Below are 12,719 nucleotides of genomic sequence, written 5' to 3' on the forward strand. Positions count from 1 at the left end.
GGTGTTTGGTGCTGTAACCGTTAACCGCTGCCGTTAGCGCTGCAGGCTGACAACGCAGCCGAGATGCGGCGTCTTCGGCGGTTTGAACAGAAATTGCTTCAGGAGACGCTTGAGCAGACCAAGCGGCGACTTCGTTACGGCCACCGACATGTTGGTTTCGATCACCTTGTCGACCGAAAAGCCCGCCGCGCGAAGGCGCGCCGGCAGGCTCTCGCGATTCCAATTACGCACATGCTGCCAGCGATGAAACACCTCACCACTCGCTGGGCAGAGGATCATGTTCTTCGACAGGTTCTCGTCATTGGGCGTGGTAAAGATGGCAACGCCACTGGGAGCCAGCAGCCCGCGGACATCGGCGAGCACCGCATCCAGCGCGGCATCGTCGAGATGCTCGACAACCTCGATGCAAACGATGGCATCGAACTTCATGTCACGAATGACGGGATCGCTGGTGAGAAACGCGCCCTTGAAGGATGCAATTCCGGAGACCCGCTCATTGGTACGCGCCACACTCTCCTCGGAAGGATCGGTGCCGTAGACCTCCGGTGCGTAGGCACAGAGATGCGGCAGGAGGTAGCCGACGCCGCAACCGTAATCGAGCACACGCCTGCGCCCCGCCAGGAAACCCTGTAGCGACGCCGCGATGTTCTTGCCGAATTGGAATGTAAAATAGACCTCAGGGTACTGCGATTGCCAGTCCCAGAAGCGCGATACGCGCTCCGGTGTCCATTGCATCTGCGGATAATTTGGCGACATCGGAAAATCCTGACTTTACTTCAAACGGGACGACGGCCGTTGCCGACGACGCCATTGCCGCCGGGACGCGCCTCGAAATCGCTCCAGCCGAGCTCGATGAACCATTGCCGCACGTCCTCAAGGCGCATTGGAATATCGTAAGTCGGCGCCAAGGCGTCGAACGTATCCATGATCGCCCAGGCCACCTTCTGCTCGCGCGAAAGATCGGTCTGGAAATAGTTCCAGCACGGCACAAACGACCCAAGGTAAGTGCCAACCCGGGGAATACGCTTGATGGCCGTATCCAGTGGCAACCATTTTGGAATGAACCATTGCAGGAAGGCCAGCAGGGTCTCCGGCTTCATCCTGGTCGTCAGCGGCCGCCAGATATATTTCGATTTCCAAGGCCGGATCAGTCCATCCTTGCGATAGACATCGATCGAGATGCGGCCGCCCGGCGCGACGAGCGATGCCAGTGCCATGAAAGCGGCTTTGGGATCAGGCGTATGCTGCAAAACGCCATGGCAGAATACATAGTCAAACGACCCTGCCTTGAAGGGCATCGCGAAGATATCGCACTGCATGAGTGTCAGATTATCGAAGTGACTGTTATTCTCCGCGCAGGCGTCGACCGCGGCGGAATAGTCGAAGCTGACCAACCGCGCGCCAGATTCGGCGAGAATTCGTGTGAAGCGGCCTGCGCCGCAGCCCGCTTCGAGAACTTTCCGCCTGCGCAGATCGTCGATCGTCCATCCGGTTTCGCTGAACCGGATATGCGACAGTTTCGTACCGTTCACCGCATCGATCTGATTGGTCTTGAAACGATTCCATTGCAGCGCGAACGATTCGTTGTAGCCGCTGTCCTCGCGCAGGCGGATAACACCGCCGCGCACTGGCACATCGCGCCCGGTCATCGTCAGGCCAGATTCCATGGCCGTAACCGGGCCTTCGATGACATCGGCCAAAAGTGAATAATCGATCATTACGGTTCCAGGAATCGATAAATGTTATCGCGTCGGCGTTTCCGCCAGAAGCTCGGCAGTTCGCTCATCGTTGATCCAATTGACCAACCGGCCAAGATCGGGAGTCTGCAGGAGCGACCGATCCGCAGACTGGGCCAATGTGACCTGCTCTTCGTCGTGATCGAGCAAGGACTCGTAACGTAGCGTGAACGACTGCATCGGGATGGGTCGCAGTTTTAACGCGCCGTAGTAATGAAGCCGCGCGCTCCTGACAGCGTCGGCGTCAAGCCGTGGGACGTCCTGTAGGCGCGACAAAAGCGCCACATAGTCGTCTCGCGTGGCCGGATCAATGGTGAATCCCCGGCCGGAATAACGGCCCGTTCCGGCCGTGACGACCGGAATGCCAAAGCACGGCAACTCCATGCCGATCGTGCCGCGCACCGTCAGTCCATAATCGGCGACATCGAACAACGAGAACGTATTGATGGAGGTGTCCGCCGGCATGATCTTCACGTGCGGCGGCAACACGCCGAAAGCCTTGCGCAAGGTCTCGGCTTCGAGCTGGACGAGCGGTCTGCCATCCATTTTCGAGCGCCAGACATTGACCGGATGCACCTTCACGATCCAGTTCAAATTCGGGTTGGCAATCGCCGCACGGACGGTTTCTACCGTCCACTGTTCGTAATCCTCAAACAGGCTCTCGCCGTAGAAGAACGTCGCATCGTAAAGAATGTGGCAAAAGATAATTGCGGTCTTCTTCGCCGGGTCGAGGCCGAGCGTGCGCCGAACTTCGCCCACCGCGAGGAGATCCTTGTCGAGCTGCAACTGCTGCCGGTTGTACCAGGCCCCCGAACGATAGTTGCCCGCTATCGTGTTGACCATGGCTTCGTCGTTTTCCGCTGTCCATGGCATCGACTCTATTAGGCGCCAGGTTTCGTCGGACAAGGACAAGGGATGGGCGCCACGGCTCATTGCGTCATAGCGCTTGTAGATCAGACAATCGGACTGCGGCGCGCCAAGCCATTGGATGATGTCAACGCCCGCCAGCGCACAGCCGTCGAATACTTCGCCAGCCGGCGTATAGCCGCGCTCGATGAAGATCGCAGTGTCTGGTCGATGTTCATTCAGCAAGCGCTGCACGAACGCCTTGGTAGCCAGCGATTGAACAAGGGTGTCCAGTGTGATCGCCCGGTGTTCGGGGCTGTTGTTGTCGAGTCGACCGACGCGCAGCTTTCTGAGCGCCCAGGACTGAACATTGCGGCCGATGCGAAAGCCATCGATCTCAAGCTCTACAATCGCCTGCAGGTCGGCATGGCTCGCCATGATCGCCTCGGCGTTGCGCCGCGCCTCGTCGAGATCTGCCGCGCCGATGCCGGTCGAACGGTAGACGAACGTCACGTCCGGCACCGCGGCCCGAAAAATCGCTTCGATCGGCCAATCCGGCTTCTCGAGCAGCACGATCGCGCGATAACCTTTCAGGCGCAACAGTCCGGCGAACAGCGACTCGACCTTGGCGGTCGCCGTCATCGTCAACAGATCGCAGAAGAGAACCGTCTTCCGCGGCGCCGGAGCGGAACTGCCGCGCAAATGCGCCAGCGTACGCCGCCAACGCCGCACCAGGCGCCCGACGGCGAAGCGGCTGCGCACCCGGCCGATGAATTTCGCGGCGGCGTTCATCGTCTGCTTTGAAGTATCCGTTCCGCGGCATCGAAGTCGTCCAGCGTGTCGATGTCGATCGATGCCTCGGCATCCATCATGAAACCGAGCAACTTGCCGCCGAACACGTAATCGCGAAGCTTGTCCGTTCGGGTGATGTAGATGGCCGCGCCGTTACGCGCGAAGACGGGCTCCTTGTCCTGACGGCGCGTCGGCTGAACGGCGTCGAGGAAAGGCGTCATATAATCGTTCTCGTCGCGGCGCATGACCGATCGCGGGTGAAAGACATGCGGCACGTCGATGCAGCTCACAAGGCTGTCGGCTTGCGGATCGGCCGCAAATTGCGCTGCCGCTTCGTCGATGTGACGCGACAGACGTAGAGGCGATGTCGGTTGCAAGGTCAGCACGGCATCGGGCCGGTAACCTTCAGCGGCCAATTCATTGACGACATGCTCAAGCACATCCCGCGTCGGCGTTTTGTCCTCGGCCAATACCGCCGGGCGCATGCGCACATCCGCGCCAAGGGCTCGGCTGATTTCCGCGATCTCCGCATCGTCTGTCGATACCACGACACGATCTACGCTTCTGGCGCCCCGCGCGGCATCGATCGAATACGCAATCAGCGGCCGACCGGCGAGCGGACGGATGTTCTTGCGCGGCACACCCTTGGAGCCGCCGCGGGCCGGGATGATAGCGAGAAGGCGCATCAGCACCGAGTCAATAAGTGATCAGCTTCTGTACTTCGACAGCGCCAAGACCGGCCAATACGTCGGCGATCTTCACGCCAGCTGTGCCGTCGCCATAGATATCTTGCATCTGGTAACGGCCATGCGCCTTCTGTTGCATGATCGCGTCAGCAATCGCGCCCTCTTCATGCGCGGCGTCAATCACGTTATCGCCGCGCTCGCGCGCCGTCTGCCGTGAGCCAATATTGACCACGGGCGTGCCAATGAAGGCGCCTTCGCGAATCCCACTCGACGAATTACCAATCAGGCAGGCGGCGCGGCGCATCAGGCGGACATACGTGTCGATCGGAAGATTTTTGAAGAAATGCATTTCCTCGGCCGATCCATGCTCTCGCCACTTGCGGATGCCGCGCGCAATGTCTTCGGACCCGGCATCGGCGTTCGGCCACAACACAACCGCGGGCAGATTGCATTTCCGCACGGCCTTTAGCGTCGCCGTGATCTGGCGTTCGCCCTCGCCATATTCCGTCGTGACGGGGTGCTGACTGACGATCGCGAAGGGCTTTGTAAGATCAATCGACGATCCGACGCCGAGCGCAAAGATGTCCTTGTCCCTCCCGTTCTCGTCTTCTTTCAGAATATCTGCGACGAGATCGATACGCGGGCAACCGACGCGGAACACCATCTCGGGCAATTCACCCAGCTTGAGAATGCGTTCCGCCGCATCGCGGCTGGCGGGGAAGTGAATGTGCGCGAACTTGGTCACCGCATGACGAATGCTTTCGTCAATGGTGCCGGACACCTCGCCGCCCATCGTATGGGCAACCGGTATGTTCATGTACGCGGCGGCAAGCGTCGTCGCCATCGTCTCAAACCGATCGCCGACAGTGATAACGACGTCCGGCTCGAGCCGATCGAAAACCGACGACAGTTCGATCAGCCCCATACCGGTTGACTTCACCATCGTTGCTGGCGTCTCGCCTTCGACGAGGATGTGGAGCTTTTCGTCCACCTTGAAGCCGTCACGCTCGATCAGGTTCACAACCTGGCCGTAGCGATCGAGCAGCGCAGACGCGACGCAGACCAGCTGCAGCTCGAGATCGGGGTGCGCCTGAATCGCGCGCATGGCCGATTTGATCGAGCTGTAATTGGCCCGCGAGCCGATGACGGTGCATATTTTCTTCACGAATAAACCGTTCGTTTTAGGCGAGATCGTCGAGGCTTAGTTTGGTATCGGCGGCCAGCGCTCGCCGGAGCGGCCGACCGAGAAGTTCGCGCCACCGCGCGGATGGAATGCCGTCGCCAGGCTTTTTGAAAGCGAGATCGCCCTCCGTCAGCACGTGACCCACGCCTAGCGCGCGCGCCGTCACCACGCTCTTTTCAAATATGCGCTTCATCTCGCTGAAGGGCTCGAGATTATCCTTGTCCACCGGACTCCCGGTCATCGTCCAGATATCCCGGAGCCCCTTCGTGAAAGCCCGGAAGTCGTCAGGTTCCATCCCATTGGCTGCGTCACTGCCATACATCAGGCGCGAGAATGTGAAATGCTTTTCTATCGCCACCGCGCCGAGAGCCGCCGCCGCGAAGGCAGCCGCGCAGCCGTGGGTGTGGTCGGAAAAACCGACGGGTAACCCGTAACGCGCGCTCATCGCACCGAGTACATTGAGGCCGACTTCTTCCGGAGGACATGGATAAGCCGACGTGCATTGCAGGATCGTGACCGGACCGCCCTTTTTCAGCGCCTCTACCGCGGCGTCCAGTTCCTTCCAATTGCTCATGCCCGACGACAGAAGGACCGGCTTGCCGGTGGCGGCAATCTTCTCCAGAAGCGGCAGGTTGCTCACCTCGCCGGACGGCACCTTATATGCACCCACACCGATCGCCTCCAGCAAATCAACCGCCTCGAGACTGAATGGCGACGACAAAAACGTGACACCGACCCGCGCGCAGGCATCGCGCAAGGCGATCCATTGTTCGTTGCTGAAGCCCGTGCGCCTAAAATAGGCCATACGTGGCTCGCCGGTGAAATAGGACGGCATCGGCGCATCCGCCAGCGTCTCGGCTTCGGCAATATGGGTCTGGAATTTGACCGTATCGGCGCCACAGGCCGCCGAGGCTTCAATCAGCTTGATCGCATTCCCGAACGAACCGTCGTGAACGGAGCCGATTTCGGCGATGATGCTGTGGTTGAAAAGATCCGTCACGTTTGCTCCCGATCGAGCTTAGGCTCGCTGACCAACAAGATGCGACTGGATCGCCTTGACGAAGACATCTGCCGCAGCGGCCGGCGAATACTCCAACTCCCAAGATTTTCTCCCGCGCTCGGCCATCCTGCGGGCTTCTTCCGGCTTTTCGAAGCTCCAGCGCAACGCCGCGGCAAACTCTCCCGCACCCCGCGCCAGTCTGCAAGTATCGCCATCCACCAGCGAGGGATTGCCAAGCGCCACGGATTCATGAGCAACGACAGGCAAGACCCCGGCTTGCGCGGTCAGAATTCGAGTCCGGTTGCCAATAGGTACGTCGATCGGGACGACCATGGCATGATAATGCCGCATCTGGGAGTCCAGGTTCGCGACGAAACCGAGAAAGCGGAATTCCGGCTTGCCGGTGATCGCACGTTCAACCCAATCCGGCAGGCCTTGCATCCCACAAATGTCGATGACAAATCCGCCGCGGCCCCAGATCGACACCAGCTTCGGATAGAGGCGTTCCAGCAAGAAGTGAAACGACGAACGTGATCCAAGGCCGCCAAGTTTACCAAAGAATATGAAACTCGGCTTGTCCGGCTTCTTCGGCAATTCATCTTCGTGATTTGCCGCGGCTGGCCAAGGATACGGCGCAAATCGAGTAGTCAAACCGAGCCGCGAGAGGTCCGCGACGCTTCGATGAGCGCACACGATGACGTCGCTAAATCTACTCAAAGAACGGCGGTAGATGTCTTTCCACAGCGCGATGCGTCGCAAAATCCAAACGGTGGAGAGAGCATTCTTTAAACTCTCCTGCACGCTATACAGGAAATGATACCAGGCAGTCTGATAATGAAGGTCTCCAATCCATGCGAACTTGGCCGCGTCGATCGGCGCGGCGATAAGCGCGCACTCGATATCAAAGCAAACGATGGCATCAGGTGATAAAGACTTCAGATAATCCCTGACTTTGCTGAGCCGCGGGTGTTCCGTTAGCGCCATCCGCGAGGCGGAAACAACCGGAACTGCCGAGAACCTTTTCAGCGAAAAATTAGCCGCCGCACCGATATCGTTACGGTACGCCTTCTCGGTTTCAACGCTCCAGTCCGCCTCGGCCACAACGACATGATCGATCTTGTATCGGGCCGCGCAAAGCGCCTTCATGTAATAATTGAAGACGACCGTGCTAGCGCCGGTCGCGGGATACGGCAGCCCGACGCTTATGACCGCGACGCGCAACGGCGCCTCGCTGACAGGGCCGACGTCAGCCATTCACGGACCAGTGCGCCGACAAATCGTCGATCCATGCGTTCAACAAAGGAAGCTCCGCCTCGGTGAGAAGCCCCAGCCTAATAAAGGTTGTATAGCAGGCTTTCATATCGTCGAAGATATTGTCGAGACCGCCCTTCAGCGGCAGTTCATCGAAGGCTTTCTGGATCGCGTGATAATTGAGATAGCCGTCAATTTCCTGACGGAAGTCCTGCATAAAATCGTGCACATTGCGATCCTGGAAGACCGTCGGTGCATGAAACAGCATCGGCCAGCCGTTAGCCCAGGCCACCCGCTGCGCCACATAACCCCGATAGATATCGGTCATCCGCATGGAGCAGGTGAACGGCAGATAAAGTAGCGGAAACGCCTCGTAGAACCACGTCGTGTTTTGGCTGTTGAACGGACACCAGGACGACGCGCCGGCCAGAACCGCACGGTCATGCCGAAAATGCTGCGGCAGGGGCAGGACAAGCCGATAGACCGCGTCAACATCGGGGTCACCGTCAGCGAGACCCTGCTGAATGGGCGCATCAGCGAGCTTTAGCGGCAGCCCTTCGTAAGCGGGCGGCGCCGTCTTGATCCGATCGAGAGGATAACCACGCGGCCAGATATTCTGTTCGCTGAAGTAGGCGTAAATATTGGTCCAACCGCTGTCGGATACGTAACGCGCCTCGACCGACTTACTTCGCGGCGTCCAAAAACCCTCGATCGGCGCGTTGTCATCATCGGTCTCAACGATAATACGGTGACCGGCCCTGATCGAACTCAGATAGCCTATAGCCTTGCGCGCGTAGCTTTTGACTGGAGCCAGCGATCCAAGTGCGAAGCCGGCTTGCTGTTGGTCGGCCACGCTCAGAAAGAGTGAGCCCGCAAGGTCATAGACAGGCGGGCTTTTTTCATCGCCGACGACAACAAGTGCGTGTCCGTGCCTGACAGCGCCTTCCGCGAGTTGGCGCATCGCCTCGGTCGGTGCGTTTATACTCGTAACGACAATTGAAAAACCGTCTACCATGCCAACACTATCATTTCCGCAACCGCGCAGTCATCCGATCGACGGCAAAGGGCACCGCGTTCCAGAGATTCACCAATTGGCGGCGCCTCCCGAGCGGACGCATCCTGATTTCATTTTCAATATTGGAAATCTGCTGCTCCGCGAGTAAACCCGCCTGCCGCAACAGACTGAGGCCCCAGGACGCAAAGCCAAGGGCCAGCGATAGCGCCGCCACACGGTGCAAGTCAAGCGGTTGAAGCGCCGGCTCATTGTCCGGATCCAAACAGAGATATGCGTCGCCTGCTGCCATAGGCACGCGATCATTATGAGCTGGCAACGTGGAGCGGCCACGACGCTGCCGAGCATGGTTGAGTTGCAAATCCAACAAGCGAAAGCCTCGGTCCGCGAGAAATGCATGCTGATGTCCAAGCAGAGGATGCTCGGCATAGTAGGCGAATGTCTGAAATTCGGTTTCGACAAATAGCACAGCACGGCGACGCAGTAATTCCGCCGCGCCGGCCAGGACGCGCATCTCCGCTCCCTCGACGTCCAGTTTAAGGAAGTCGATCTTGTCGCCGACCGGTATCAACGAATCGAGCGTCCGGCACGCCAGCGCCTCGGTCGATTCGATTTGATAATGCGTATCGTAGACGCTGCGAGTGGAGGCGCCGCCCTCATGAACCTGGAAATGATCTTTCATTTTGGGATGGACGTCGCCCATCAACGTCGCCGCGCCGGCACCTTTCGTAATGTAAAGGGGTCGCTGTTCCTCCCGGTCCCATAACGCATAGGGATGATATACTTCCTTCTTGAAAACCGGACGCGCCTGTCCGCGCGACGCGAGGTAAATCTCGGCGTCGCTACGGCCGGCATTGAGCTTTTCGAATTCGACAGGGTTCGGCTCGAAGCCGATCAGGCAGGCATGGCGCGTATAGGATTCTGGAAACGTCCACATGCCATTGCGCGCGCCGACGTCCACGACCGTCGGCATGATCCCGGCATCGAGCACTGGCGCGAGAATGATGTCTGCCAAGGAACGCCCATCGGATTTCAGATCGAGCAAAGGAGTCATGGATTTATTTGCCGGGCAATTGCGCCTCAAACAGGCGCTGATAGAGGGGGCTTTTCTGCATCAATTCATCATGCGGTCCCGATGCGACTAACTTGCCTCCGTCGAGCACATAGATGAGATCTGCGTTGCGGATTGTCGATAAGCGATGTGCGACGATTACGATCGTGGTTGAGCCGTGAAGTTCATCGAGCGCGCGGCGGACCTCCTCTTCGGATTCGGAATCGAGGGCCGACGTCGGCTCGTCGAGAATAAGCAGATCCGGCTGCTGAGCGAGACCTCGCGCCAGTGCGAGACGCTGCCGCTGCCCGCCGGACAATCGCGTTCCCCGCTCGGCCAAAGGCGTATCGACACCGTGCGGCATTTGGCTCACAAACTGCCAAGCGTGCGCGCGCTTCAACGCCGATTCCAGGGTCGCGTCACTGATTGCGTCGCTTTTGCCGAACAGAATGTTTTCGCGGATCGTCGCGTCGAACATGAAGCTGTCCTGCGACACCAATGCGATGCGGCTGCGCAGGTCGGAAAGCCTGTATTCGGTCAGGACCTTGCCATCCAGCAAGATGGCGCCCGCGCTCGGATCATAAAGACGCGCGAGAAGATCGACCAGGGTCGACTTGCCGGCGCCCGACCGGCCAACCAAGGCTATCGTCTTTCGCGCCGGGATATCGAGAGACACGCTTTCCAGCCCGCGAACGGCCGGCTCCCCAACGGGATTATAGTCGAAGCTTACATTGTCGAAGCGAATGCTCGTCGTGATGCCAGGCAACGGACTGTCGCCGCCCCTCAGGACACGGCCCACCTTCGCAGCGCGCACCGAACGCTCATAAATTTCCATCGACGGCAAAAGCGTGAAGAGATTGGCACGAATGATGTTCAAGGTCGCAATAACGGGGAGCAACCGAAGCATTGCGACCGCGAAAACACCGAGCTGCGCCAGCCCGGCGCCGCTCCACCGAACCATGGCGTAGATCATGATGACGCCCGCAATCACCAGCAGCGGATTGATCGTCGACGACACGACCAGATTGATGCGGCGGCTGATGAAATAAAGGTCAAGGTTCCGCCGCGAGGCGGCGGCAAATCGATCGCCGTAAAGCTGCTCCCGGAAATGGAGCTTGATAATCCGTAGACCCTGAAACTGCTGCGTAACCTCGACGGTGAGCCGGCTGGAATCATCGTTAAATTTTCGGCCGGCGTCGGTCGCCGCGGTCATCAGGCCCCGGTAGAACAACATGATGATCGCAATGATCGGCGCGACGACGAACGCGAGGGTCGGCGACAGATAAAGCAAAACCGCGGCGTAGCCTGCGACAAGGAGCACGTGCACGGCGAAGTCTGCGACCGCCTGGACGCCGTTGCCGACCTGCTGCGGATAGGTCAGCACCTGGGTCAGCAACGCGCCGCTATTCTGACTGGTCAAGAAACCGAGGTCGCTCCTGAGCAGCGCATTGTGAAGACGCTCCCGCAGGCGCTGCGTCACATCATTCGCGGAGCCGAGCATGAGGCTCTGCTGCAGATACATCAGTCCATAACGAGCGATCATCGGCAATGAGGCGGCAGCGAGCAGAATTTCGAGTGCCCATGTCGGGCTGGACGACGTAAGCCAGACGCTCACAGCGTCCAGCGGCCAAGGCGCCTGCCTCACCACCGCGGCCATGCCGCCGTTTATATAGGCGAGCAACGGCAGGAACATCGAGATGCCGAGCGCGTCGAGCGTCACCGCACCCAGCGATAGCACAACCAGCAGCAGCCATTGCCGACGAGGCACACCGGCAAGCTGTACGAGTTTGATAAGGCTAGCGATCATTGGGCCGCGATTCGTTCTGCGAAATTGGTATTCGCGGTTGCGTAACGCGAACCGCATATGCGTGCGAAGGCGTCCCACGGCAATATGCCCGCATCTGCCGCCTGTCCCGCCGCTTGCTTTGCTTCGGCGGCATCCAGAAATTCCGCCACAGCATCGGATATTTCTTCCGGCGAATTTGTCGATACGTGCAAGCCGTCACACCGATGGTCGTAGAGATGTTCGCTCAGCATGGTCTGGAATGGGATGCGACGCCCGGACGGATCGGTAACAGGTTTGAACAACAGCACAGTGTGCTCACGCCCCATGTAGTAGGGAAATGAATTGATCATCAGGCTTGGAATGCCACACATCGTGGGCAGCCAGAATCCTCCGCCGGGCTCACCCACGGAGGCGGTACATTCTGTTGCCGCAAACAGCGAAAACAAACCCTTGTCGAGCCCGCACGAGGCCGCATCAAGGACACGGCCTTTCCAGCGGTCGCGCAAATCGGTGGGAATCCGCACATCGCCGTTGATGAAGATTCGCCATCCGCGCCGTAAGGCCAATTCGATTGCCGGCACATAATCGGTAAATCCACCGCCATTACGCAGATTGCTCATCACGTCGACGGTACTCTTCTGTCGCAAATAAAAATTAAGTGTGCCGCCAAAGCTTGACGACGACGCGGCCTCAATCGCAGTCGCCGCACGGCGGCGCGCGGCTTGCGACAGCCGCACTGGCCACACCGGGCGTTGCATCCGCAACATCGCGTATCCGACATGAAATCCATAATGCTCGTTGCCAGCGGACAGTTTCTTGGCGGGAAGAAGTCGATCGGCTGCGAACCAGAAGGCTTCCACGTCGGTTTCCGGCAATGCGCGAGCAAGGACCGGCAAAAACCACGACTGGAATTTCTTGTGGGCTTCGACAGGCCAGTGGACGATGCGCAAGGGACGATAGATGTTGAACCCCTGCACGGACGGGTACAGAAAGATTGCGAACCCGCCCTCCAGCTCGGCGAGCCATGGATTGACATCATTGCGCCGGCGCACGCTCAGGATCGGACGGGGCGCAATTACGCCGGTGCGCGCCTGCCAAAGGCGGCGTCCGGCATCCATACCTTCCAGAATGATGCCAAACGAATAAGACTGCATCGGGATCAGATGAGCGAGCCCGCTCAGGGCGGCCCGATGGCGCAGCAGCCACAGGCGTGCGATGAGCATATTGAGCCCATAAATCAGGAAATAGCCGCAAACCGACAAGGTCAGCGCCACCAGGCGCTTCGGCTCGGTATCGCCGCCCTGCGTAATCTCGTCCCGAATGACGCGAACGATATGGGCGTGGCTAACCGGGATGGTCCGGGGCATTTTCACCAT

11 protein-coding genes are annotated in these 12,719 nt (G+C 59.1%); all 11 read right to left on the reverse strand.

Features of this window, described 5'->3' with window-relative positions; translation table 11 throughout:
- Window positions 1-33 precede the first annotated feature (33 nt).
- The 11 genes from DXH78_RS00165 to DXH78_RS00215 are packed head-to-tail and all read right to left on the reverse strand — an operon-like array spanning window position 34 to window position 12,719.
- Window positions 34-756 carry a class I SAM-dependent methyltransferase gene (locus DXH78_RS00165; protein WP_115515166.1) on the reverse strand — a complete coding sequence of 241 codons (723 nt, stop codon included), beginning with the start codon at window positions 754-756 and terminating at the stop codon, window positions 34-36.
- Between the two features lie 20 nt (window positions 757-776).
- On the reverse strand, window positions 777-1,718 hold the full coding sequence (locus DXH78_RS00170) for a class I SAM-dependent methyltransferase (RefSeq protein WP_115515167.1): 942 nt from the start codon (window positions 1,716-1,718) through the stop codon (window positions 777-779).
- A 24-nt stretch (window positions 1,719-1,742) separates the two neighbouring features.
- On the reverse strand, window positions 1,743-3,374 hold the full coding sequence (locus tag DXH78_RS00175) for a hypothetical protein (protein ID WP_115515168.1): 1,632 nt from the start codon (window positions 3,372-3,374) through the stop codon (window positions 1,743-1,745).
- Entirely contained in the window at window positions 3,371-4,060 is a 690-nt protein-coding gene (locus DXH78_RS00180; protein WP_115515169.1) for an acylneuraminate cytidylyltransferase family protein, read from the reverse strand. The genes DXH78_RS00175 and DXH78_RS00180 overlap by 4 nt, the downstream gene beginning before the upstream one ends.
- 10 nt (window positions 4,061-4,070) lie before the next feature.
- A complete protein-coding gene (gene neuC / locus DXH78_RS00185; protein ID WP_115515170.1) occupies window positions 4,071-5,225 on the reverse strand; it encodes a UDP-N-acetylglucosamine 2-epimerase in 1,155 nt (384 codons plus the stop codon).
- Between the two features lie 16 nt (window positions 5,226-5,241).
- Window positions 5,242-6,243: an N-acetylneuraminate synthase family protein gene (locus DXH78_RS00190; RefSeq protein WP_115515171.1), complete on the reverse strand. Its 1,002-nt coding sequence runs from the start codon at window positions 6,241-6,243 to the stop codon at window positions 5,242-5,244.
- An 18-nt stretch (window positions 6,244-6,261) separates the two neighbouring features.
- Window positions 6,262-7,497 carry a glycosyltransferase gene (locus DXH78_RS00195; RefSeq protein WP_115515172.1) on the reverse strand — a complete coding sequence of 412 codons (1,236 nt, stop codon included), beginning with the start codon at window positions 7,495-7,497 and terminating at the stop codon, window positions 6,262-6,264.
- A complete protein-coding gene (locus DXH78_RS00200; RefSeq protein WP_147292546.1) occupies window positions 7,490-8,509 on the reverse strand; it encodes a DUF288 domain-containing protein in 1,020 nt (339 codons plus the stop codon). The genes DXH78_RS00195 and DXH78_RS00200 overlap by 8 nt, the downstream gene beginning before the upstream one ends.
- Before the next feature lie 10 nt (window positions 8,510-8,519).
- Window positions 8,520-9,560, reverse strand: a complete 1,041-nt coding sequence (locus tag DXH78_RS20330; RefSeq protein ID WP_115515174.1) for an FkbM family methyltransferase — start codon at window positions 9,558-9,560, stop codon at window positions 8,520-8,522.
- Between the two features lie 4 nt (window positions 9,561-9,564).
- The gene (locus DXH78_RS00210; RefSeq protein WP_168192655.1) at window positions 9,565-11,364 is read right to left on the reverse strand and encodes an ABC transporter ATP-binding protein; all 1,800 of its coding nucleotides are present in this window, start codon (window positions 11,362-11,364) and stop codon (window positions 9,565-9,567) included.
- The gene (locus DXH78_RS00215) at window positions 11,361-12,719 is read right to left on the reverse strand and encodes a TIGR04372 family glycosyltransferase (protein WP_115515176.1); all 1,359 of its coding nucleotides are present in this window, start codon (window positions 12,717-12,719) and stop codon (window positions 11,361-11,363) included. The genes DXH78_RS00210 and DXH78_RS00215 overlap by 4 nt, the downstream gene beginning before the upstream one ends.

The organism is Undibacter mobilis (assembly GCF_003367195.1).
Taxonomy (GTDB): Bacteria; Pseudomonadota; Alphaproteobacteria; order Rhizobiales; family Xanthobacteraceae; genus Pseudolabrys; species Pseudolabrys mobilis.

Excerpts from the sequence above, each read along its gene's own strand:
- DXH78_RS00165 (WP_115515166.1), bottom strand. The coding sequence starts at position 756 with ATGTCGCCAAATTATCCGCAGATGCAATGGACACCGGAGCGCGTATCG.
- DXH78_RS00170 (WP_115515167.1), bottom strand. The coding sequence starts at position 1,718 with ATGATCGATTATTCACTTTTGGCCGATGTCATCGAAGGCCCGGTTACG.
- DXH78_RS00175 (WP_115515168.1), bottom strand. The coding sequence starts at position 3,374 with ATGAACGCCGCCGCGAAATTCATCGGCCGGGTGCGCAGCCGCTTCGCC.
- DXH78_RS00180 (WP_115515169.1), bottom strand. The coding sequence starts at position 4,060 with ATGCGCCTTCTCGCTATCATCCCGGCCCGCGGCGGCTCCAAGGGTGTG.
- DXH78_RS00195 (WP_115515172.1), bottom strand. The coding sequence starts at position 7,497 with ATGGCTGACGTCGGCCCTGTCAGCGAGGCGCCGTTGCGCGTCGCGGTC.
- DXH78_RS00200 (WP_147292546.1), bottom strand. The coding sequence starts at position 8,509 with ATGGTAGACGGTTTTTCAATTGTCGTTACGAGTATAAACGCACCGACC.
- DXH78_RS20330 (WP_115515174.1), bottom strand. The coding sequence starts at position 9,560 with ATGACTCCTTTGCTCGATCTGAAATCCGATGGGCGTTCCTTGGCAGAC.
- DXH78_RS00210 (WP_168192655.1), bottom strand. The coding sequence starts at position 11,364 with ATGATCGCTAGCCTTATCAAACTCGTACAGCTTGCCGGTGTGCCTCGT.
- DXH78_RS00215 (WP_115515176.1), bottom strand. The coding sequence starts at position 12,719 with ATGGTGAAAATGCCCCGGACCATCCCGGTTAGCCACGCCCATATCGTT.